The organism is Acinetobacter sp. SFA, from assembly GCF_001647535.1.
GTDB lineage: Bacteria > Pseudomonadota > Gammaproteobacteria > Pseudomonadales > Moraxellaceae > Acinetobacter > Acinetobacter pecorum.
In genome coordinates, this window is the sequence record NZ_LSZI01000001.1 from 206,650 (window position 1) to 229,354 (window position 22,705).

Here is a 22,705-nt window from a genome sequence, read left to right on the forward strand (position 1 = left end):
TGCAGCGCCCTGCTTTCATTTAAAATATCATCCGGCAGAGCGTAAATATCCTTGCAGATCCTGTTCCAGTTTTTGCTGAAAATGAATCGGTTCAATGATTTTCACATAAGGTAACCAGTAACGCACCAAAGGCAGTAACTGCATTTCATGACGAATCTGGCAACTAATCAATAATTCTCCAGACTCCAACTCCTGCTCAATCTGCTGTTCCGGAAATAAACGGCGCTCTTTAAAAAATACTGTGACTGCAGGCTGTACCTTGACCAAAACCTGCTGTTTTTGCCGTCCAAACCAGATACTGTCTTCATCTGTTAGCATTTTCAGTACTTCAGAATCATGCTCAAAACTTTCAGCCTTGAAAACCAGTTTTACCTGCTGCAACTGGCTTAGGCGATAGGTTTTCAACTCGCCCTGAATCACACCAGCCAAGTACCAGATACCATGATGATGAATCAAGCGATAAGGCTGGATAATTCGCACTTGATCTGAATAGAGCAACTCAATCTGCTGACGTTTATAGATCGCACCTGCAAGCAGCTTGAAATGTTCGGCAAACTGTTTGGCATCTTCAAAATAGTAGCCTTTTGCCGAAAACACCTGATTTGCCCGCTCATCCAGCAGTTCACGTATAAAAGACATGTCCAGCGTCGGGTACAGATCACTGATCCCGGACAATTGGGCAAAATTCTGGATATCCTGTAACTTGAAACGTCCTAAATAGGAAGGTTCAAGATAATAGCGTTTTGTATGTTCATCCTGTATCAGCGGCAAATAAGAATTAAGGCGATCAAAATCACGCTCAATCGTTCGGGTGCTCACCTGAAATTCTCGTGCCAACTCCTGCACATTTAACTGATGCCCTATATTAAGTTTGGTTAAAATACTGGCCAAACGTTCTGCGAGGCGCTCATGCGTTGACGCATTGCCCTTCATAAATCCCCTCTTTTCGCTATTTTTAGCGCAATGCATACTCTGCTTAGAATTTTTAAATTATGGGAAAATTATACAGCTTAATAAAAATGAGATTAGAGTTAATTACTTCAACTTAAGGCTAATAGGAACAGTCTTTTTAAGCTTTTTTACGGCGTTTAAAAGCAGATTTAGAACTTTTCCGGTTCAGCCGTTCCATATAGCGTTCCAGATGCAGCATAGCCTGATACAGCTTATGTAAATCTGAACGGATGAACTGATTAAGAATAATGACTTTATGCAACCGCTTTAATGCCCGAAAGCCATGTTCACGCGTATAGGGAGCTGACACTATTTTCATCATATACTTCCTCTTGTTATGTGATATTTCATTCAATACCAAACAATTTAGTCAGGTTAATTTTAATTGTTAATTTACTCCCCAGTTTCGACAGGTTGTGTCGAACAATTAACATTTTTACCATTTTTTAAAATTTAAACCCCCATATCAATCAATTAATTTAAATTAGTTGTCATTTTTTATGTAAAATAAAAGCCAACACAAGTTGGCTTTTATTGTTTTTAGTATTCTAATCACAAGAATAATTAGATGATTTCCACCACAATTTTTCCAATATGTTCACCGGTATCCATGGCTGCATGCGCCTCCTGAATCTGGTCAAACTTAAAGGTCTGATAAATCATTGGCAGACATTCGCCTTTTGCCCATAAGGGTGCCACATGCGTTTTCAAACCTTGTGCAATTTCAGCTTTTTCAGCCGTGCTACGTGCACGCATGGTTGAACCAGTAATAGTCAGACGTTTCATCATGATCTGACCCAGTTTCAATTCCTTAGCCTTGGCACCACCCAAAAATGCGATATATACCAGACGGCCATCACGGCGGAGCAAATTCAAATTACGCTCTAAATATGGCGCACCGACCATATCCAGAATCATATCTACACCTGCATTATCCGTTGCTTCATTAATGACCTGCTCAAAGTCCTGAGTCTTGTAATTGATTCCTGTGGTCAGATGTGAAATCGCCTGGATTTTCTCGTCATTACCTGCTGTGGCAAAGGTTTTAATACCCAAGGATTTACATAGCATGAGTGCCGTGGTTCCAATCCCACTGGTTCCGCCATGCACCAGTACCGTCTCCCCTGCCTTGGCTTTACCCATCTGGAACAGATTTGCCCACACCGTAAAGAAGGTTTCAGGAATCGCGGCGGCCTGCACAAAGCTCACGCCTTCAGGAATATTTAAAGTCTGACTTTCAGGTACGATGCAATATTCTGCATAGCCACCACCATTGGTCAGGCCACAAACCTTGTCACCGGCTTTAAACTGGCTTACATCAGTTCCGACCGCAACCACTTCACCTGCCACTTCCAGACCTGGAACAGGAGTTACGCCTTTTGGCATCGGGTACAAACCCTGACGCTGCAAGATATCCGGACGGTTAATTCCAAAAGCATGAACCTTGACCATCACCTCGTCAGCTTTGGGTTCAGGAATAGCAACTGTTTCATAAGCGAGTTTATCCACCCCACCCGGTTCTGTAATAATGACGTGTTGCATGTTTTGTTGCGACATGGATTGTTTCCCTAACGTTGATGTTTTATCTCTCTTAAACTTATTTGAACATAGAACGCTTATGGATTGAAGGCTAATGGACTTATGTATAATCTTTGGGGTATTTTATAAATTGATATTAAGCAGCCCATGACTATTATTATTCAAAAAGTTGAAACAGAGGATATAAATCCAGTTCTAGACATCTGGCTAAATGCCTCCCTACAGGCGCATGCCTTTATTCCCGCACCATATTGGCAACAACAGCTGATTGCCATGCGTGATCTATATCTGCCTCTTTCTGAAAATTATATAATCAAAGAAAATCATACAGTTCTGGGTTTTGCCTCATTGCTAAGATCAGAGCAGGTATTGGCCGCACTTTTCATTGATCCCGCCCAGCAGGGCAAAGGTTATGGCGTACGTCTGCTGAATTTCCTGAAACAGCAATGTGAGCAACTGCATTTAAATGTGTATGCTGAAAATACCTCAGCAGTTCAGTTCTACCAGAAACAAGGTTTTAAAATGACCAGTCCAGGGATTGACCAAAATACCGGCCATGCAGAACTAGGTATGAGTTGGTGCAGGCCTTGATCTGGAACATATAAGGGCAACTTATGTCAGCAGTCATCCTTTATAACGAAGATAATTATAGCGATTTTGAATGGTATGAAGGCCTTGCGGTGATCCGCTTCTATGCAGACTGGTGCAAACCCTGTGTTCAAAACTTTCCTGTATTTGAACAACTGGCAGCGTATTATGCTGAGCACAAACCAACCATCAAGTTCGGCAAGATCAATGTTGACCAGTCACCGATTCTGACTTTACGCTATAACGTCTATGGCCTACCTTCCACCTTGATTTTTAAAAATGGCCAGATTATTCACCGTATAGCCGGTGTAAAAAGTCTGACTGAAATGAAAGCCATTCTGACCCAAGTAATGGATGAATTATCCAACTGATGCAAGCAGATCAATCCCCTATTTGGCAGATTGATTCGGCATTTGCACAAACCGCATCAGGAATTTACGCACCAGTGGCAGCACCACCAAAATTAAGGGAAATGCCATCAGCCATGACATGCTCCAGGCATGCAGCCACACTGAGATAAACTGATTACTCCAGCCTTTATTCAGTAGCAGATTAAAGCAGGAAATTGCGCCACTCATAATGCCAGATAGAATCAGCGGCATGAGCCAGTTCAGATGTTTGGCATGAAATTTGGGAACTATATTTTTCATCATTTTACCTAATTTTTAAATCGTGAATCGAATTACAGACGTGTGATGTTTATTGCTGCTTGGTCGATCTGTTTTGCAATCTTTTGAATATCTTCAGTGCTTAATTCATCATCAAACAGTTTGTATCGCAATGCAGCTTTCAGACTTTCCATCGCAGTATTAATGTCGATATAACGCTCATCATCTTTAATCCGGCGACGGGTTTCAAACCGGCGAAGAACTTTTTGCAGGATTTCCTGATAGCTTTCCAGATGCTTAAGACCTTCGTCAGTAATGTGATATTGCTTGCGCTCATCAGCGCTCATAGTCACTTGTGTATATTGCTGCTCTTCCAAATAACTAATGGTTGGACAGATCGTGCCGGTGCTCGGCTTGTAGTTTCCGCCGACCAAAGCAGCCACTTCTTTAATAATGTCATAGCTAAACCTGGGTGCCTGGGCAATAAAATGCAGCACCAGCAATTTCATTTCACCTGCTTCAAACAGACGTTTGCGAAGTTTTGGAGAGTTTTCTTGTTCTTCTGAAATAACAGAGTGAGGACTTACAGGCATGGTTAAGATATATCTTAAATTTAATTAAGATATATCTTATTGAGAATTTAATTAAAATTCTAGTTCTAATTCAACTTTTATTTGATCAACTTAAGCATCTAGAAAACCATCATGAATAATTTTATTTCTCATTTCTTTTAGAAAAGTCAAACTTGATGATTCGGACTCAAATAAACTTCCACTTAATTCATTCAACCTCAATAGTTTTCTTTTACCATGTTTAATATCATGTTTATAACATTCAAGCTTTTGATAAGAAGAAAGTGTTATAAATTAATTTTCTTTCAAATTGATATGCATAATCCATCAATGGAGAGTGATATTCTTCCATCCCATTCTTATAAAAATGGTTGATTATTATTTTGTTCACCTTTTACCCCATTTAAATTAAAGTACAACATTTCAATTTCTCTTTTTTAACAGATTAACTCTTAATTATTTCCGACTCAAAAAATTTTTTATCATCTTTTCACTTACATCTTCCGGATAACAAAGTGGTGCATATCCACCAGCGCGGTTATAAGCACTGCGTTTCCCACAACGGCTGCCATTACGTGCAGTATTGTAAGGGCATGGACAATTGCCCGGATAACTCTCAATCGACTCTTTAATAATTTTCTGCTTGATCGCTTCAACACTTTGACTACTCTGTTTGGCTTCAGCTCCAAAAGCTACACACACCAACCAGTAATAATAATTTTTTCATAAATACCCCCATTTATGGAGCATTGTATTAATTGACTAGTAAATTGAAAGATCACATTTTGACTAATCGAATGATTTTCATGCAAACAAAATTTAGGCAATAAAAAACCCGCTTTACAGCGGGTTTCTCTAAAACCAGTCCAGTCTTATAGACGAACCAATTCAACAATCTTTTCAGCAAGTTCTTCAGCAGACTCCTGAGCAAAAGTAACATCTGTACCTTCAGTTGCATCAGTTACTACAACTACACCGGTTTCACGCACTAGCGTAACTTGATCAGCTGAAAGACCTGCTTTCGCAATCGCAACTACACCTTGCTGGATCAGCAGGCTTTCAAGAGCTTGAGCATTTTCAAGCGCTTTAGCAGACACAGTTACCGCAGCAGGTTTCTGACCTAAACGCGCAGCACGCGTTTCAGCCGTTACAGGCTCGTTGTGCGCAGTCCACTCCACTGTCGCTTCAACCATTCCCGCACCAACAGTCACGTTGCTTAGACGGTCAATAAAGATGAATGAGCCGGTGTAACGGCTATCCTGATAACGGTCGAATACCACTGGCGCATCAAATTCGATGGTGACATCAGCAATTGCATTCAACTCCAGCTGCTCAACTTCCATTTTTTCCAATGTGTTGACATTGGTACGGTAGTGAATTTTCGCAACTTTTGCTGGAATGGTCTGAGTACCGAACTTCACGTTATAAAGTTTGCCAATGACTAGCGGCTGATCATTCATCCAAACCACTGAGGCTCGCGCAGAACGTGAAATTAAAGGCTGCTCACCCGCTTTAACGAGAATGTTACCACGTGAAATATCAATTTCATCATTCAAAGTTAAAGTAATGGCTTGCCCCGCAACAGCGTGATCCAGATTACCATCAAAAGTGACGATTTCTTTGACTGTTGATTTCTTGCCAGATGGCAGGGCAACAATCTCATCACCAACTTTTATTTCGCCCAGAGCGATCGTACCGCAGAAACCACGGAAGTCGAGGTTCGGACGGTTCACATACTGAACCGGAAAACGGAATTCATCTTTGCTGGTATTACGCGTAATTTCAACAGTCTCCAAAGTCTCCATTAAGGTTTGACCTTGGTACCACGGCGTATTTGGTGATTTGTTAACGACGTTATCACCGTTGAGTGCAGAAATTGGCGTGAAAATAATATTTTCAGGCTTACGTTCACCCAACTGTTCAATGAACTTGTTGTACTCTGCCTGAATTTCATTGAAGCGTGCTTCAGAAAATTCAACCAAGTCCATCTTGTTCACGGCCACTACGATATTATGAATTCCTAAAAGACTCGCAATAAATGAGTGACGGCGGGTTTGAGTCTGCACGCCGTAACGCGCATCAATCAGGATGATCGCAAGATCTGCTGTCGACGCACCTGTCGCCATGTTACGGGTGTACTGTTCGTGTCCCGGTGTATCAGCAATAATGAACTTACGTTTTTCAGTCGAGAAATAACGGTAAGCCACATCAATAGTAATGCCCTGCTCACGTTCGGCCTGTAAACCATCTACAAGAAGCGCCAGATCAGGTGCATCGCCAGTGGTACCGACTTTTTTCGAGTCACGGGTAACTGCCTGCAGCTGATCTTCATAAATCAGTTTTGAATCGTAAAGCAGACGACCAATTAAAGTTGATTTACCATCATCTACGTTACCGCACGTCAGGAAACGCAATAAGTCTTTATTTTCATGTTGTTTCAAATAACCCAAGATATCTTGGCTGATTAAATCAGATTGATGAGACATTGCTCAAAGCTCCACAAATACGTTGAAATCGGTTGCTAATCTTTAAATCCACCTAAATCCTCCTTTAATAAAGGAGGACTTTCCTCCAATCAATTTCTGGAGTTCCCCCCTCTTTTCTAAAGAAGGGGTTAGGGGGAGATTACGAGACTCTAGAAATAACCTTCCTGCTTTTTCTTTTCCATCGAACCTGCTTCATCATGGTCGATCATACGGCCCTGACGTTCAGATGTGGTCGCTAAAAGCATTTCCTGGATAATTTCCGGCAAGGTGTTGGCTGTAGATTCCACAGCACCCGTAAGCGGGTAACAGCCTAGAGTACGGAAACGAACCGATTTCATTTGTGGTACTTCGCCTGGATTCAGGCGCATACGCTCATCATCCACCATGATCAGCGTGCCATTACGCTCGACCACTGGGCGTTCAGCCGCCAGATACAGTGGCACAAGTTTGATATTTTCAAGATAGATGTATTGCCAGATGTCTAGTTCAGTCCAGTTAGACAGGGGGAATACACGGATACTTTCACCTTTATTCACTTTACCGTTGTAAAGGTTCCATAGTTCTGGACGCTGGTTTTTCGGGTCCCAACGGTGTTTAGAATCACGGAATGAATACACGCGTTCCTTCGCGCGTGACTTTTCTTCATCACGACGTGCCCCACCGAAAGCTGCATCAAACTGATATTTGTCCAGCGCCTGTTTCAGACCTTGAGTTTTCATGATGTCGGTATATTTTGAGCTACCATAGTCAAATGGATTTACGCCCGCATCACGGCCTTCCTTGTTCTGATGCACGATCAGATCAAAGCCATGTTCTTTTGCCATGTTGTCACGGAACGTGATCATGTCTTTGAATTTCCAGCCTGTATCTACATGCAGCAATGGAAATGGAAGTTTTGCAGGATAAAACGCTTTCAGTGCCAAATGCAGCATTACTGCTGAATCTTTACCGATTGAATACAGCATGACCGGATTTTCAAACTCGGCAGCAACTTCGCGGATGATATGAATACTCTCAGCTTCGAGCTGTTTGAGATGAGTAAGTCTTTCCTCATTTAACGACATGGACAACACCAGCTTAGAAAAACGTGTACTTATGACACTTTTGAAAATTTATATTCATTATAGTGATTTACCTATCCTATCCATTGCTTGTTTTATGATATTGATATATCAAAAGCTCATATAAAAATTCATCAATAATGAATATCAGTTTTTATGAATCAAGGTTTTGCATAACGCAGGCTTGGATATTTTGTAGTATTTATCCAGGGGCACTCTGTCAACAAACCAATAAAATCATAGAAAAATAATCTAAAGTAGTGGTTCTCAAACAGTTGAAAAATTACTAGAGTAAGCTCAACTCTGCCCTTTCATATATGTTATTTATGCCCTATAGCGCTTTTGATCTCAGCACAGTAAAACACCGCCTGGAACAGGCTCAGCTTGCCGGCTACATTTATCAGCACCAGCAGCATATTTTAGTTCTGCAAGAACCTTTTAGTGATGATGGCAAGCCCTTGAATATCTATCTGCAACATGAACTGACCGCAGACCAAATCGGATTGCAGTTTGCTTTACGTTTACATGAAGGTCATTGGGAATTTCTAGTGGGCATCACCTATAGCAACCAGAATGCAGCTTACGAAATTGGTGTCAGCCATCTCAAAGGAGATCAAAAAGCCTTTAACTTGCTATATGCCTTTTATAATTATCCTAAAGCCTTCTATCTGGTGGCATTACCTTTGACGAGTAGTAGTCAAATGCTGGAGCAAACCCTGCAACAACAGCTTTTCAGTCAGCCTGATCTGAACTTCCTGAATACCGCAGTCAAGGTCAATCCTATGGGTGAACAGGTTAAATGGATGCAGCAGTATATTCTGCAACAGACCCTCGATATGAAAGTGCGAATTCAGACCGCCCTGCTCTAGCAGATTTAAATAGAAAATATAAAGATACTCTGGTTGAAGTATCTTTATATTTTTCCCAGAAACATACAGACAACAGGCGTTACTTGCCATAATTTCTATGGAATTATTCCATTTCTCTATCAAGAATCTGATTCGCTTATAGTTTATTATTAATTTTAATAGTTCACTGATTATTAAATAATCTATATATTCAATCCCTGTTTATCAGGTTTTTTGTTATTTTTTTGCATACAAAAACTACAATTACTGCTATCGTAAGCCTGATAAAAAATTTCAGATACTTTTCCTAAAAACATAATTATAGAGATAAAAAATGTGGGAACTGTTTACACATCCATCCAATATCGTATTTAGCATCAGTTTAAGCCTAATGCTGATGTTTGCTGCACTTGAGTGCATTCTGCTGTTGCTCGGTGGCGGATCACAGCATATGTTTGAACAGTTTTTACCTGACGACCCCCTGCATCCGGAAATAAGTCCGGATCACCCTCCCGGTGTTTTCAGCAAAGTATTTGACTGGTTATATTTGGGACGTCTGCCTTTATTTATCTGGCTGATTATTTTTCTGACCAGTTATGGTTTGAGTGGTTTATTGATTCAGGGCATATTTGAACGCCTGACCAGCCAACTTTTCAGTGTCTGGCTGATTTCTCCAGCCTGCCTGTTTCTGTGTATGCCCGTAGTACGCTTTCTTGCCAAGGCGGCAAGCAAGCTTCTGCCTGAAGATGAAACTTCCGCCATTCATAGCGATGAACTGATCGGACGTACCGCGACCATTATCCTGGGAGACGCTAGAGTGAATTCTCCGGCACAGGCCAGAGTTCAGGACCAGTATGGGCAGACCCATTATGTGCTGGTTGAACCTGAAAGTAATCAGACTTTAAATCAAGGCCAGGATGTGGTTCTGACCCAAAAAACTAAAAATGGCTTTCAAGCCATTGAACTTTAATTTTATTTAGCCAAAACTCAATTGAGACTTTATAACAATGTTAAAATTTGATTTATATAATATTTTAATTATTGCGGGAATTATTTTTGTAGCACTGGTGACCTTCGGTCTCATCATTGCACGCTTATACCGTCGTTCAAGCAAGGAAATTTCCTTTGTACGTACCGGCTGGGGTGGAGAAAAAGTGATTTTAGGCGGAGGTGCCATTGTGCTTCCAGTCCTGCATGAAATTATTCCGGTAAACATGAATACCTTGCGCCTTGAGGTGCGTCGTGCAGATGATCAGGCACTAATCACCCGTGACCGGATGCGTGTCGATGTCATGGCCGAATTCTATGTACGGGTCAAACCTACCGCTGATTCAATTGCCACCGCAGCACAAACACTCGGTCAAAAAACCATGTCACCAAATGAACTAAAAAATCTGGTGGAAGGCAAGTTTGTCGATTCACTACGCGCAGTAGCCGCAGAAATGGCTATGGAAGAACTACATGAAAAGCGGGTGGATTTCGTACAGAAAGTTCAGCAGGTGGTGTCTGAAGATTTACATAAAAATGGTCTGGAGCTTGAAACTGTTTCACTAACTGGTCTGGATCAGACCGGATTTAAATATTTCAATCCACAAAATGCTTTTGATGCAGAAGGCCTGACCAAGCTTACTGAAACTATTGAGGATCGTCGTCGCAAGCGTAACCATATTGAACAAGATACAGATCTGGCAATTAAAACCAAGAATCTGGAAGCTGAACAGGCTCGCCTGCAAATTATTCGTGAAGAAGAATATGCCAAGCTACAGCAGGAACGTGAAATTGCCATTCGACGTGCTGAACAGCTGGCTGAAATTGCCGCTCAGGAAGCTGGCAAAAAACGCGAAGCAGAGGAAGCCCAAATTGCGGCTGAACGCGAGGTCGAACTCAAGCGTATTTTGGCCGCCCGTGATGTAGAGAATGAAAACATTCAAAAAGCACAGCTGATTCAAAAAGCCCAAGTCGAACAAAAGAAAACCATTGAACTGGCTGAACAGGATCGTGCCATTGCCATTGCGGAAAAATCCCGTGCCGAATCTGAAGCCAAAGCCCAGGCCGACCACGCCCGTGCGCAGGCGGTAAAAGCAGAAGAAGAAGTTGTCACCGTGCGTCAAATCCAGCAGGCAGAGCGTCAAAAGGCGGTCGAGCTGGTTGCGGCCAAAGAACATGCTGAAAAAGATGCGATTGCAATTACAGTGGCCGCTGAAGCTGGCAAACAGGCGGCAGCAGACGATGCAGAAGCCGTACGCATTGCTGCTGAAGCTGAAGCTGAAAAGGTCCGTCTCAAAGCCAAGGGTGAAGCGGATGCGAAAATCCTACTGGCTCAAGCGATGGAGAAACAGTATCAGGTAGATGCTGAAGGTACCCGTGCGGTCAATGAAGCCAATAATGTTCTGTCACCAGAACAGGTTGAAATGCAGATTCGTCTGGCCATGCTGAAATACTTGCCTGAAATTATCCGGGAAAGCGTCAAGCCAATGGAAAATATTGACGATATCAAAATTCTTCAGGTCAATGGACTACATGGCAGTCATGCCGGTTCTTGTCAGGCAGATGCACATCATGAAGGGGGCAATGTTGCCCTTTCAGATCAGGTTGTCAATAGTGCCCTGCGTTATCGTAGTCAGGCACCTTTAATTGATAGCTTGATGAGTGAGCTGGGTATTCAAGGTGGTGATATCAATGGCATGACCCAGAGTCTCAAAGCTAAAACCTGAAAAATAGACTGAGATATAAAAAAGCTCCCATCTGGGAGCTTTTTTATTACAGCCTTACTTTAGATATCAAGCCAAACCTTTATCTTTTAACACTTGCAGCATGGTTGAACCGAGTTCAGCAGGACTACGCGTATAGGCCATGCCCGCACGCTCAAAGGCTGCAAATTTTTCTTCAGCTGTACCCTTGCCACCTGAAATAATCGCACCTGCGTGACCCATACGTTTGCCTTTAGGCGCAGTTACGCCCGCAATATAACCAACAACCGGCTTAGTCACATTCGATTGAATATATTCAGCTGCTTCTTCTTCTGCCGTACCACCAATTTCACCAATCATAATGATGGCTTCAGTTTGCGGATCTTCCTGGAACAGTTTTAAGCAGTCAATCTGGTTCATGCCCGGAATCGGGTCACCACCAATACCGATACAGGTCGACTGACCTAAACCTAGGTTAGTGGTCTGTGCCACGGCCTCATAAGTCAGTGTACCTGAACGCGAGATAATTCCGATTTTACCTGGTTGATGAATATGTCCCGGCATAATCCCGATCTTACATTCACCCGGCGTAATAATACCCGGACAGTTTGGTCCAATCAGACGTGTACCGTTGCCATTGGTTTCCAGATAACGCTTGGCTTTCAGCATGTCGAGGGTTGGTACACCTTCAGTAATTACCACAATTAATTCAATGCCGGAATCAACCGCTTCAATAATGGAATCCAGTACAAAAGGTGCCGGAACATAAATCACCGAAGCATCTGCGCCAGTTTCCTTCACCGCTTCACGCATGGTATTAAAAACGGGTAAATCCAGATGGGTTTGACCGCCTTTTCCTGGAGTGACACCGCCCACAACTTTAGTGCCATAAGCCAAAGCCTGTTCAGAATGGAATGTGCCGTTTTTACCTGTAAAACCTTGTACCAACACTTTGGTGTCTTTATTAACTAATACGCTCATGATGGATACTCCTTAAGCTTTTACAGCAGCAACAATTTTTTCTGCAGCATCAGCAAGACCATGTGCAGAAATCAACTTCAAACCTGATTCATCCAGTAATTTTGCACCCAATTCCGCATTGTTGCCTTCAAGGCGAACAACCACAGGAACAGTCACATTTACTTCCTGAACCGCTGCAATAATTGCTTCAGCAATCATGTCACAACGTACAATTCCACCAAAAATATTGATTAATACGCCCTGTACAGAGCTATCTGCAAGAATAATTTTGAAGGCTTCAATCACACGCTCTTTCGTAGCACCACCACCCACATCCAGGAAGTTGGCTGGTTGACCGCCATAGAGCTTGATAATATCCATGGTTGCCATGGCAAGACCCGCGCCATTAACCATACAGCCAATGTTACCCTCAAGTGCCACATAGTTCAGATCAAATTCAGAGGCTTTTAGTTCGCGCTCATTTTCCTGAGACTTATCTCGCATAGCGGCGATTTCTGGCAAACGGTATAGCGCATTTGAATCAATTCCGATTTTGGCATCAACACACAGAATGTCACCATTCTCACGCACAGATAGCGGATTGATTTCAAAAAGTGCAAAATCATTCTCTACAAATGCCTGATAGGCAGCTGTCATGATTTTTACAAATTGATTGATTTGTCCATCTTTCAGTTTCAGTGCAAAAGCAACTTCACGTGCCTGAAATGGCATCAAACCGACTAAAGGTTCAACTTCAACTTTAATGATTTTTTCCGGGGTTTCTTCAGCTACCTTCTCAATCTCAACACCGCCTTCAGTTGATGCCATAAAAGTGATCCGGCGAGTCGAGCGATCGACTACAGCACCCAAGTACAGCTCGCGCTCAACCGGATAAACATCTTCCGAGACTAAAATGCTATTGACTGGCTGACCATTGGCATCTGTCTGATAAGTGACCAAGCGTGAACCAATTATCTGGTTGGCATATTCAGCAGCCTCGGCAGCCGATTTTACTACTTTTACACCGCCTGCTTTACCTCGACCGCCGGCATGTACCTGTGCTTTCAATACTGCGAACTTTCCACCCAACTGCTCAAAAGCTTGCACCGTTTCATCGGCATTAGTGGCCAGTATGCCCTCCTGTACAGGCATACCATATTTTTTTAATAGCGCTTTTGCTTGATACTCATGTAAATTCATGGAATAACCTTTTATTACTTCTTTAGCTTGTTATAACTCACCAGCACCCAGACGTCCGTCAAAGCAGCACCAGCATTTCTTCAAATCGTTATCTTTATTTTTAGATGATTGTTCCAATAAAAACAACCATGAAATACAAAAGAGCGACCTAAGTCGCTCTTTTTTTGCATTACTTACGTTTACGCTGAATCGCGTGAATTGCACGGCCATCAACAGCAAGAGCTGCTTCATGCACCACTTCAGAGAAGGTTGGATGAGCAAATGTCATTAACTGCAGGTCTTCAACTGACGATACAAACTCAAGTGCGATCATGCCTTGGTGGATGATATCAGACGCAGCAGGTCCAATCACATGCATACCCAATAGACGATCCGTTTTTGCGTCAGCAACAAACTTCACGAAACCAGCACCTTCACCCGCAGCCAAAGCACGACCATTGACAGCAAAACCGAATTGGCCAGTTTTTACTTCGTGACCTTTTTCTACAGCCTGCTGCTCTGTTAAACCAACCCACGCCGCTTCTGGGTGTGTGTAGATCACAGAAATAATGGTGTCATAGTTTACTTGCGCAGCATGTCCGTGAATACGCTCAACAGCCATCACACCTTCTTCCATGGCTTTATGCGCAAGCATTGGACCACGTACCAAATCACCAATTGCGTATACACCTTCAACTGAAGTTGCACACCAGTCATTTACTTCAACCAGACCACGTTCAGTCAGCTTGATACCTGAATCTTCAGCCAGTAGACCTTCAGCATAGGCACGACGACCTACACAAACGATCAATTTATCGAAAGTTTCAGTTTTATCTTCACCAGCTTGGGTATATTTAACTGTCACTTCACGACCGTTAATTTCAGTGCCAGAAACTTTCGCACCGATACGGATATCCATACCCTGTTTAGTCAGGATTTTTTGGTATTCTTTAGACAATGCTTTATCAGCCATTGGCAAGAATGCGTCCATTGCTTCAAATACAACAACTTCTGCACCAAGACGACGCCATACTGAACCTAGCTCAAGACCGATTACACCCGCACCAATCACACCTAAACGCTTAGGCACTTCAGTGAATTCAAGTGCGCCAGTAGAATCAACGATTAAGTCTTGATCTACAGGAGCTGAAGGAATGTTAATTGGTACAGAACCTGTCGCAAGAATCACGTATTTAGGCTCTAAAACTTGAACTTCACCTTCAAATGGTGTGAATTCAACTTTTTTGCCCGCAAGCAATTTACCTGTACCTTGCAACCATTCAATCCCGTTGCCTTTAAGCAACTGGGCAACACCGCCAGTCAACTGATCTACAACTTTGTCTTTACGACTCATCATTTTAGAAAGATCAAATTTAACTTCACCGGTCGTAATACCATGGTCATCTAAATGCTGAACGGTATCTTCATAACGATGTGAAGAATCAAGCAATGCTTTAGACGGGATACAACCCACGTTTAAGCAAGTACCACCCAAAGCTGGCTTGCCTTTATGAATACGTTTTTCGATACACGCAACTTTGTAACCAAGTTGAGCTGCACGAATTGCTGCTTCGTAGCCGCCCGGGCCACCACCAATTACGACTAAATCGAATTGAGACATGTTCATCTCCAAAAATGGGCCTAGAGTTTTGCCCTAAGCCCATAAATATATTCTTAAAAATTAAAGATCAAGGATAAGACGTGCTGGCTCTTCTAACAATTCTTTGATTGTTACAAGGAAACCAACTGCTTCTTTACCATCGATTAAACGGTGGTCATAAGACAATGCAAGATACATCATCGGCAAGATTTCTACTTGACCATTTACAGCCATCGGACGTTCCTGGATTTTATGCATACCCAGAATCGCAGTTTGTGGCGTATTTAGAATTGGTGTAGAAAGCAATGAGCCAAAAGTACCACCATTGGTGATCGTGAATGTACCACCAGTCATGTCTTCGATGCCCAGCTTACCGTCACGTGCCTTCGCAGCATATGCACGGATGCCGTTTTCAACTTCAGCATAGTTCATGCGGTCTGTATCACGAAGTACAGGAACCACAAGACCACGTTCAGATGAAACTGCAACACCGATGTCATAGTAACCATGATAAACAATATCATCGCCATCAATTGAAGCATTTACCGCTGGATAGCGTTTTAGGGCTTCAGTTGCTGCTTTAACGAAGAATGACATAAAGCCAAGACGCGCACCATGACGCTTCTCGAATGCATCTTTGTATTGAGCACGCATTTCCATGATTGGTTTCATGTTCACTTCGTTGAACGTGGTCAACATTGCAGTTTCTTGAGTTGCTGCAAGTAAACGTTCAGCTACACGCTTACGAAGACGTGTCATCGGAACACGTTTCTCAATACGCTCACCCACCGCAACGCTTAATGGCTGCGCTGCAGGTGCTGCCGGCTTCGCCTGATGATTTGCCACATCTTCTTTAGTGATGCGACCACCACGGCCCGTACCTTCGACATCAGCAGCAGCCACACCAGATTCAGTCAATGCTTTACGCACGGCTGGAGCCTGATCCTGTACCTGTTGACGTTCAACGATCGGTGCATTACCCGCTTCAGTTTGCGCAGCAGCTTGTTCAACTTTCTCTTCAGACTGAACTGCTTGAGTTTGCGTAGCGCCAGAAACAGCACCTTCTTCAAACTGTGCAATTACTTCAGCTGAAAGAACAGTATCGCCTTCACCTTTAATAATAGATGCAAGTGTACCGTCTGCAGGAGCGACAACTTCTAAAACAACTTTATCAGTCTCAATATCGCAGATCACTTCATCACGTGAAACTGCTTCACCTGGTTGTTTGTGCCAAGTTGCGATCGTACCGTCCGCAACTGACTCTGGAAATACCGGTGCTTTAATTTCGGTTGCCATTACTTAGAATCTCCTGGATTATTCAGCATCGATCGCAAGCGCGTCGTTGATGAGCTGAGCTTGTTGTTTTGCATGCAAATATGGTGAACCACATGCCGGTGCAGCAGAAGCTTCACGGCCGGCATAGCTAATACGTACTTGTTTACCCGCTTTCATCACATCATCATAAAGACGCGGTGCAATGAACAACCAAGCACCTTGGTTTTTCGGTTCTTCTTGTGCCCAAACAAGATCTTTCACGTTTGGATACTGAGCCAGAACTTCTGCCAGGCGTTTTTCTGGGTATGGATATAATTGTTCAATACGTACAATAGCAGTATTGTTCAATTCTTTTTCACGACGTTTTTCAATCAGATCGTAATACACCTTACCCCCACACAGAATCAGACGGTTTACCTCTGACTTGTTGATGTTATCTACTTCATCGATCACAGTTTGGAATGTGCCGTTTGCCAGCTCTTCCAGGCTCGATACAGCCAGCTTGTGACGAAGTAAAGATTTCGGCGAAGTAACGATCAGCGGCTTACGAATTGGACGAATCGCTTGACGACGTAATGCATGGAAAATCTGTGCAGGTGTAGTCGGTGTGATCACTTGCATGTTGTCTTCAGCACATAACTGCAAGAAACGTTCCAAACGTGCAGATGAATGCTCTGGACCCTGACCTTCGAAACCATGCGGAAGAAGCATGGTCAGACCACACACACGTTCCCATTTGGTTTCACCAGATGAGATGAACTGATCGATTACAACCTGTGCACAGTTTGCAAAGTCACCAAATTGTGCTTCCCAGATGATCAAGCTCTTTGGAAGAGTGGTCGCATAGCCATATTCAAATGCCAATACCGCCATTTCTGACAATAAAGAATCATAGATTGCAGTACGCGGCTGGTTTTCTTTGATGTGACAAAGTGGAATATAAGTTGAACCATCTACCTGATTATGCAGTTTCGCATGACGATGCGAGAAGGTACCACGGCCTACATCTTCACCTGTTAAACGAAGCAAGTAACCTTCATCTAGTACAGATGCATACGCCAGAGTTTCAGCAGCACCCCAGTTCAGTGGCATTTCGCCTGTTTGCATTTTCAGACGGTCATCAATTACTTTTGCAACTTGACGCTGCATCACGAAGCCTTCAGGAAGCTCACGCATTTTTACACCCAGCTCTTTCAGACGTTCAATTGGGAAAGTTGTATCCCATTCGTCAGTATATTCATGACCCAGATAAGGCGTCCAGTCCACAAACATTTTTTTGTTCGGCTCAAGGACCAGTGCATTGGCAACGTGATTACCCGCTTCAAGATCTGAACGGTAGTTTTCTACCATCTGATCTGCGCTTGCACGATCAAGAATACCCTGCTGTACCAATTGATCCGCATAAAGCGTACGTGTAGTCGCTTTCTTGTTAATCACCTGATACATCATTGGCTGAGTTGCAGCCGGCTCATCTGCTTCGTTATGACCGCGGCGACGGTAGCAGAACATGTCAATCACAACATCTTTACGGAAAGTATGACGGAAGTCATGTGCCAGTTGTGAAATGAACACCACCGCTTCAGGATCATCACCATTGACATGGAAGATTGGCGCCTGAATCATTTTTGCGATGTCAGTACAGTATTCTGTAGAACGCGCATCACGTGGATCAGAAGTGGTGAAACCCACTTGGTTATTGATCACGATATGAACCGTACCACCCACGGTATAACCGCGAGTTTGTGACATCTGGAAAGTTTCCTGGTTGACGCCCTGACCGGCAAATGCAGCATCACCGTGTACGATTAATGGCAATACATCATCGCCACCAATGTCTTTACGACGTACTTGACGTGCACGTACTGAACCTTCAACTACAGGTCCAACGATTTCCAGATGTGAAGGGTTAAACGCCAATGCCAGGTGAACTTCGCCACCCGGAGTCATGACGTTTGAAGAGAAGCCTTGGTGATACTTAACGTCACCAGAACCTTTCTTGTGAATAGACTTACCTTCGAACTCACCAAACAGGTCAGCCGGGTTTTTACCCATGATGTTAACAAGAAGGTTTAAACGGCCGCGGTGAGGCATACCGATCACAACTTCTTTACAACTTACAGAACCTGCACGCTGAATGATTTCGTTGACCATCGGGATGAATGCTTCACCGCCTTCAACGCCGAAACGTTTGGCACCAACGAATTTATTACCAAGATATTTTTCCAGACCTTCGGCTGCAGTCAAACGCTCAAGGATATGTTTCTTTTGATCTGCAGAGAAGTTAAATTTACCACGCGCACCTTCAAGACGTTGTTGAATCCAACGTTTCTCTTTAGTGTCTACGATGTGCATGTATTCAGAACCTACTGTATGACAGTAGGTAGATTCTAATGCTTCGACAATTTCTGCCAGGGTCGCTTCTTCTTTACCAATCGCCAGATTACCAGTATTAAATACAGTATCCAGGTCAGACTGAGTCAAACCGTGCGCAGCCAGATCAAGGTCAGGTACAACTTCACGCTTTGCCAAACCTAATGGATCCAGTTTTGCCTTCTGGTGGCCACGATTACGGTACGCAGCAATCAACTGTAACACGCCAATTTGACGACGTTCATGTTCTGAGCTGACTGTTGACTGAACAACAGGCTGAATCCGGCTTGAATTGCGACCTAGCAGCAGGAATTGCTCACGTACATTACTGTGTGGTTGATCACCTTTTGGGAATTTATCGAAGTACGCTCTCCAGTCAGCACCCACTGAATCTGGAGCAGTCAGATACTGCTCATAAAGTTCTTCAATGTACGCTGCACTATCAGCGGAAAGTTCAGTGTCAAGACGCAGAGCGTCAGCAACTTCTTGCATTTGTGGACCCATTTCCTATTGCAAAAACATTTTCAGGATGCTTTTTAAGCAAAACCCAGGATTATTAGCATCAAATTGGTAATATGATACTAGTCCCCCATAAGGCATAAGCCATGAGGCGTTATCACCACACCAAGAAAATCTTGATATGTATAATGAACAATAACACCCCTCAGCGGTATCATCACTCATCGAATACCCGATCGAAACCGGGCAATTTTTTGCAAATCGACTTAGAAAAAAATAAGCATGAACAAAAGTTTTTTCTAAAGCGACTCAGTTCTATCTTTATATACCAGTCCCAGATTCTACAGTGTTTAAAAAATGTACCTAAAAGTGCTTTTTTTAAAGATATACATGGGCTGAATGCTACCATGTTCTCCACTTTTCAATTGATTTTTTTGACACATACCTTCTATAAATTGGCTAAATACAGTTCAGATATTTTACTCTAATATATGGTGCTTTATCCTAAAAATAGATTCAATGTAGACTTAAGTTCTAAGCATTTCCGATAAATAAAAAGAGAGCAAACTTCTCAATCCACTCCCTTTTCAAATTTCCGTTATATAATAACATCGTTCTTGTTATTTTTCAGGTCAGTTTTACACCGATCTTGTTATTTTTCAGCTCATTTTTAGCTCTAAAAGTCATAAATACCCCCAAATAATCCAGTGTCCGCCGTTAATGATGTTCAACATCTTCCTTATTCCCGAATTGCCTGAATCAACTCTATACATATTAAGTATGGTCTTCTTATTTTTATCTTATGATTGATTATTTTTTCTTGAATAATTTGCATAAAAAAGCACACCCTCAGGTGTGCTTTTTTCAAACCACAGAAGCAGCCTATTAGCCAGCCATATCTAAAAGCATATTACGGATGTGACCGATTGCTTTAGTAGGGTTCAAACCTTTCGGACATACAGATACACAGTTCATGATGCCTTTACAACGGAACAATGAGAACGGGTCGTCAAGACGAGCCAAACGCTCTTGTGTTCCAGTATCACGCGAGTCAATGATGAAGCGGTAAGCATTCAACAATGCTGAAGGACCCAAGAACTTGTCCGGGTTCCACCAGAATGATGGGCATGAAGTTGAACAGCATGCACATAGAATACATTCGTAAAGACCATCAAGATGCTCACGCTCTTCCGGAGACTGTAAACGCTCTTTAGGAGGTGCAGGCTGATTGTTGATCAAGAACGGATGGATCTTGTTGTACTGATCGTAGAACTGGTTCATGTCAACCACCAGATCTTTAATCACAGGAAGACCAGGCAATGGACGAACAGTAATTTCATTTGGTAAATCGTTCAGGTTCCAAAGACACGCCAAACCGTTTTTACCATTGATGTTCACACCATCAGAACCACAGATCCCTTCACGACATGAACGACGGAACGTTAAAGTTTCGTCCTGTACTTTCAATGCAAGAAGCGCATCAAGCAACATACGGTGCTTATCAGTCAGTTCCAGCTTAAAAGTTTGCATGTACGGTGCTTTATCCTTATCAGGATCATAGCGGTAGATATGAAATGTACGAGTACCTCTACTCATCTGAATTCTCCTGATTAGAATGTACGTGGTTTAGGTGGAATCGCATCAACCGACAATGGACGGTAACGAACTGGCTTGTACTCTAGATGGTTGTCTGCAGAGAACCAAAGAGTATGTTTCATCCACTCATCATCACGACGACCGTATGGGTAAGCAGGATGGTCTGGAGACTCTTCAAAGTCTACAACCGTATGCGCACCACGGCATTCTTTACGCGCTGCAGCTGAAATAAGCGTTGCTTTAGCAACTTCATACAGGTTTTCAACTTCAAGTGCTTCAATACGTGCTGTATTGAATACTTTAGATTTGTCTTTCAAGTGAATGTTGCGTACACGCGGTTCAATTGCAAGAATCTGTTTTACACCTTCTTCAAGCAGTGCAGATGTACGGAATACACCAGCGTGATCTTGAACAATGTCACGAATTGCATCAGCAACTTCCTGTGCATTCTCACCTGAGGTCGATTCGTCAAGTTTACGAACGCGCTCAACAGTTTGTTGAAGTACAGTAGTAGGCAGTGGTTCGTATTCATCACCGTGATGTTTAGTCACGTAATCAATGATGTGCTGACCAGCAGCCTTGCCAAATACAACCAGGTCAAGTAATGAGTTTGTACCTAGACGGTTTGCACCGTGTACAGATACACATGAACACTCACCAATTGCATAGAAGCCTTTCACTGGTTTAGTGAAGTCACGACCTTCTTGATTTGTTGAGTAAACATCATTTTCTTTGTCGTAGTGAGCAACAAGCGCTTCAGTCTCGCGAGTTTCAGGAACAACAACCTGACCATGAATATTCGTCGGAATACCACCCATTTGGTAATGGATTGTTGGTACTACTGGAATTGGCTCTTTAGTAATGTCAACGTTCGCGAATTTCTTGCCAATCTCAAATACAGATGGCAGACGTTTCATGATCGTATCCGCACCCAAATGCGTCATATCAAGCAGGATGTAATCGCCTTTAGGACCACAACCCCGACCTTCTTTGATTTCCTGGTCCATAGAACGCGATACGAAGTCACGAGGAGCCAAGTCTTTCAAAGTTGGAGCATAACGTTCCATGAACGGTTCGCCGTCTTTGTTACGAAGGATTGCACCTTCACCACGACAACCTTCGGTTAACAATACGCCTGCGCCCGCAACACCCGTAGGGTGGAATTGCCAGAATTCCATATCTTGCAATGGAATGCCTGCACGAGCTGCCATACCAAGACCGTCACCAGTGTTGATATATGCGTTTGTAGATGCACGGTAAACACGACCCGCACCGCCTGTAGCGAATAATGTTGCTTTCGCCTGAAATACCGCAATTTTACCTGTTTCCTGGTCAATTGCAGTCACACCAAGTACATCGCCTTTTTCGTTACGGATCAAATCAAGCGCGATCCATTCTACGAAGAATTGAGTACCCATTTTCACGTTGCTTTGATAAAGCGTGTGAAGAAGTGCGTGACCTGTACGGTCGGCAGCAGCACATGCACGTGGAACTGCTTTTTCACCGTAGTTTGCTGAGTGACCACCAAACGGACGTTGGTAAATTGTACCATCAGCATTACGGTCGAATGGCATACCCAGGTGTTCAAGTTCATATACAACTTGTGGCGCTTCGCGAGTCATAAACTCGATCGCGTCTTGATCACCTAACCAGTCCGAACCTTTAACGGTGTCATAAAAGTGGTAGTGCCAGTTATCTTCTTGCATATTACCAAGAGATGCACCAATACCACCCTGCGCAGCAACAGTGTGTGAACGGGTTGGAAATACTTTAGTCAGAACCGCAACTTTCAAACCAGCTTGAGCAAGTTGGTAAGACGCACGCATACCTGAACCACCACCACCAACGATGACAGCATCGAAAGTTTCGTGTGGAATATTTGTGTAATCTTCTTTAGGGTTTATAGCGCCCATGATTGTTTCC

19 protein-coding genes and 1 pseudogene are annotated in these 22,705 nt (G+C 43.0%); 5 read left to right on the top strand and 15 right to left on the bottom strand.

Translation table 11 applies throughout. The features are described from left to right. Positions 1 to 27 precede the first annotated feature (27 nt). From AY607_RS00975 to AY607_RS00985, 3 genes are all read right to left on the bottom strand, one after another. The gene (locus tag AY607_RS00975; RefSeq protein ID WP_064095619.1) at positions 28 to 933 is read right to left on the bottom strand and encodes a helix-turn-helix transcriptional regulator; all 906 of its coding nucleotides are present in this window, start codon (positions 931 to 933) and stop codon (positions 28 to 30) included. Between the two features lie 136 nt (positions 934 to 1,069). Continuing rightward, complete coding sequence (locus tag AY607_RS00980; protein WP_064095620.1) at positions 1,070 to 1,270, bottom strand: hypothetical protein; 201 nt, start codon at positions 1,268 to 1,270, stop codon at positions 1,070 to 1,072. A gap of 245 nt (positions 1,271 to 1,515) precedes the next feature. Further along, positions 1,516 to 2,508 (bottom strand): NAD(P)H-quinone oxidoreductase, encoded by a 993-nt coding sequence (locus AY607_RS00985; protein ID WP_064101480.1) that lies wholly within the window; start codon positions 2,506 to 2,508, stop codon positions 1,516 to 1,518. Between the two features lie 129 nt (positions 2,509 to 2,637). Between AY607_RS00985 and AY607_RS00990 the strand changes: the two genes are divergently transcribed. Next, complete coding sequence (locus tag AY607_RS00990) at positions 2,638 to 3,081, top strand: N-acetyltransferase (protein ID WP_064101481.1); 444 nt, start codon at positions 2,638 to 2,640, stop codon at positions 3,079 to 3,081. A gap of 23 nt (positions 3,082 to 3,104) precedes the next feature. Then, on the top strand, positions 3,105 to 3,449 hold the full coding sequence (locus AY607_RS00995) for a thioredoxin family protein (RefSeq protein WP_064095623.1): 345 nt from the start codon (positions 3,105 to 3,107) through the stop codon (positions 3,447 to 3,449). A gap of 18 nt (positions 3,450 to 3,467) precedes the next feature. Here AY607_RS00995 and AY607_RS01000 read toward each other — a convergent pair whose 3' ends face one another. The 5 genes and pseudogenes from AY607_RS01000 to cysD all read right to left on the bottom strand — a co-directional run bounded on the left by AY607_RS01000 (position 3,468) and on the right by cysD (position 7,808). Further along, positions 3,468 to 3,728: a DUF2798 domain-containing protein gene (locus AY607_RS01000; protein ID WP_064101482.1), complete on the bottom strand. Its 261-nt coding sequence runs from the start codon at positions 3,726 to 3,728 to the stop codon at positions 3,468 to 3,470. A 32-nt stretch (positions 3,729 to 3,760) separates the two neighbouring features. Beyond that, positions 3,761 to 4,279 (bottom strand): PadR family transcriptional regulator, encoded by a 519-nt coding sequence (locus tag AY607_RS01005; RefSeq protein WP_064101483.1) that lies wholly within the window; start codon positions 4,277 to 4,279, stop codon positions 3,761 to 3,763. 435 nt (positions 4,280 to 4,714) lie between these two features. After that, positions 4,715 to 4,985 (bottom strand): annotated as a pseudogene (locus AY607_RS15130) (hypothetical protein). Between the two features lie 145 nt (positions 4,986 to 5,130). After that, the gene (cysN, locus tag AY607_RS01015; protein WP_064101484.1) at positions 5,131 to 6,744 is read right to left on the bottom strand and encodes a sulfate adenylyltransferase subunit CysN; all 1,614 of its coding nucleotides are present in this window, start codon (positions 6,742 to 6,744) and stop codon (positions 5,131 to 5,133) included. A 149-nt stretch (positions 6,745 to 6,893) separates the two neighbouring features. Then, the gene (cysD, locus tag AY607_RS01020; protein ID WP_064095628.1) at positions 6,894 to 7,808 is read right to left on the bottom strand and encodes a sulfate adenylyltransferase subunit CysD; all 915 of its coding nucleotides are present in this window, start codon (positions 7,806 to 7,808) and stop codon (positions 6,894 to 6,896) included. 323 nt (positions 7,809 to 8,131) lie between these two features. Between cysD and AY607_RS01025 the strand changes: the two genes are divergently transcribed. From AY607_RS01025 to AY607_RS01035, 3 genes are all read left to right on the top strand, one after another. Then, positions 8,132 to 8,674, top strand: coding sequence for a hypothetical protein (locus tag AY607_RS01025; protein ID WP_064101560.1), 543 nt, complete (start codon positions 8,132 to 8,134; stop codon positions 8,672 to 8,674). Between the two features lie 313 nt (positions 8,675 to 8,987). Beyond that, positions 8,988 to 9,623: a YqiJ family protein gene (locus tag AY607_RS01030; protein ID WP_064095629.1), complete on the top strand. Its 636-nt coding sequence runs from the start codon at positions 8,988 to 8,990 to the stop codon at positions 9,621 to 9,623. A gap of 37 nt (positions 9,624 to 9,660) precedes the next feature. Beyond that, the gene (locus AY607_RS01035) at positions 9,661 to 11,367 is read left to right on the top strand and encodes a flotillin family protein (RefSeq protein ID WP_064095630.1); all 1,707 of its coding nucleotides are present in this window, start codon (positions 9,661 to 9,663) and stop codon (positions 11,365 to 11,367) included. Between the two features lie 66 nt (positions 11,368 to 11,433). On the opposite strand, the gene sucD is transcribed toward AY607_RS01035, so the two are convergent. The 7 genes from sucD to AY607_RS01075 all read right to left on the bottom strand — a co-directional run bounded on the left by sucD (position 11,434) and on the right by AY607_RS01075 (position 22,695). Further along, entirely contained in the window at positions 11,434 to 12,324 is an 891-nt protein-coding gene (gene sucD / locus AY607_RS01040) for a succinate--CoA ligase subunit alpha (protein WP_064095631.1), read from the bottom strand. Positions 12,325 to 12,336: 12 nt separating this feature from the next. Next, a complete protein-coding gene (gene sucC, locus AY607_RS01045) occupies positions 12,337 to 13,503 on the bottom strand; it encodes an ADP-forming succinate--CoA ligase subunit beta (protein WP_064095632.1) in 1,167 nt (388 codons plus the stop codon). 169 nt (positions 13,504 to 13,672) lie between these two features. Beyond that, entirely contained in the window at positions 13,673 to 15,103 is a 1,431-nt protein-coding gene (lpdA, locus tag AY607_RS01050; protein WP_064095633.1) for a dihydrolipoyl dehydrogenase, read from the bottom strand. Positions 15,104 to 15,163: 60 nt separating this feature from the next. Then, a complete protein-coding gene (odhB, locus tag AY607_RS01055; protein WP_064095634.1) occupies positions 15,164 to 16,378 on the bottom strand; it encodes a 2-oxoglutarate dehydrogenase complex dihydrolipoyllysine-residue succinyltransferase in 1,215 nt (404 codons plus the stop codon). 18 nt (positions 16,379 to 16,396) lie between these two features. Beyond that, positions 16,397 to 19,219: a 2-oxoglutarate dehydrogenase E1 component gene (locus AY607_RS01060; protein WP_064101561.1), complete on the bottom strand. Its 2,823-nt coding sequence runs from the start codon at positions 19,217 to 19,219 to the stop codon at positions 16,397 to 16,399. 852 nt (positions 19,220 to 20,071) lie between these two features. Continuing rightward, positions 20,072 to 20,782, bottom strand: coding sequence for a succinate dehydrogenase iron-sulfur subunit (locus AY607_RS01070; RefSeq protein WP_064095636.1), 711 nt, complete (start codon positions 20,780 to 20,782; stop codon positions 20,072 to 20,074). A 14-nt stretch (positions 20,783 to 20,796) separates the two neighbouring features. Beyond that, positions 20,797 to 22,695 carry an FAD-binding protein gene (locus AY607_RS01075; protein ID WP_064101485.1) on the bottom strand — a complete coding sequence of 633 codons (1,899 nt, stop codon included), beginning with the start codon at positions 22,693 to 22,695 and terminating at the stop codon, positions 20,797 to 20,799. Positions 22,696 to 22,705: the final 10 nt, after the last annotated feature.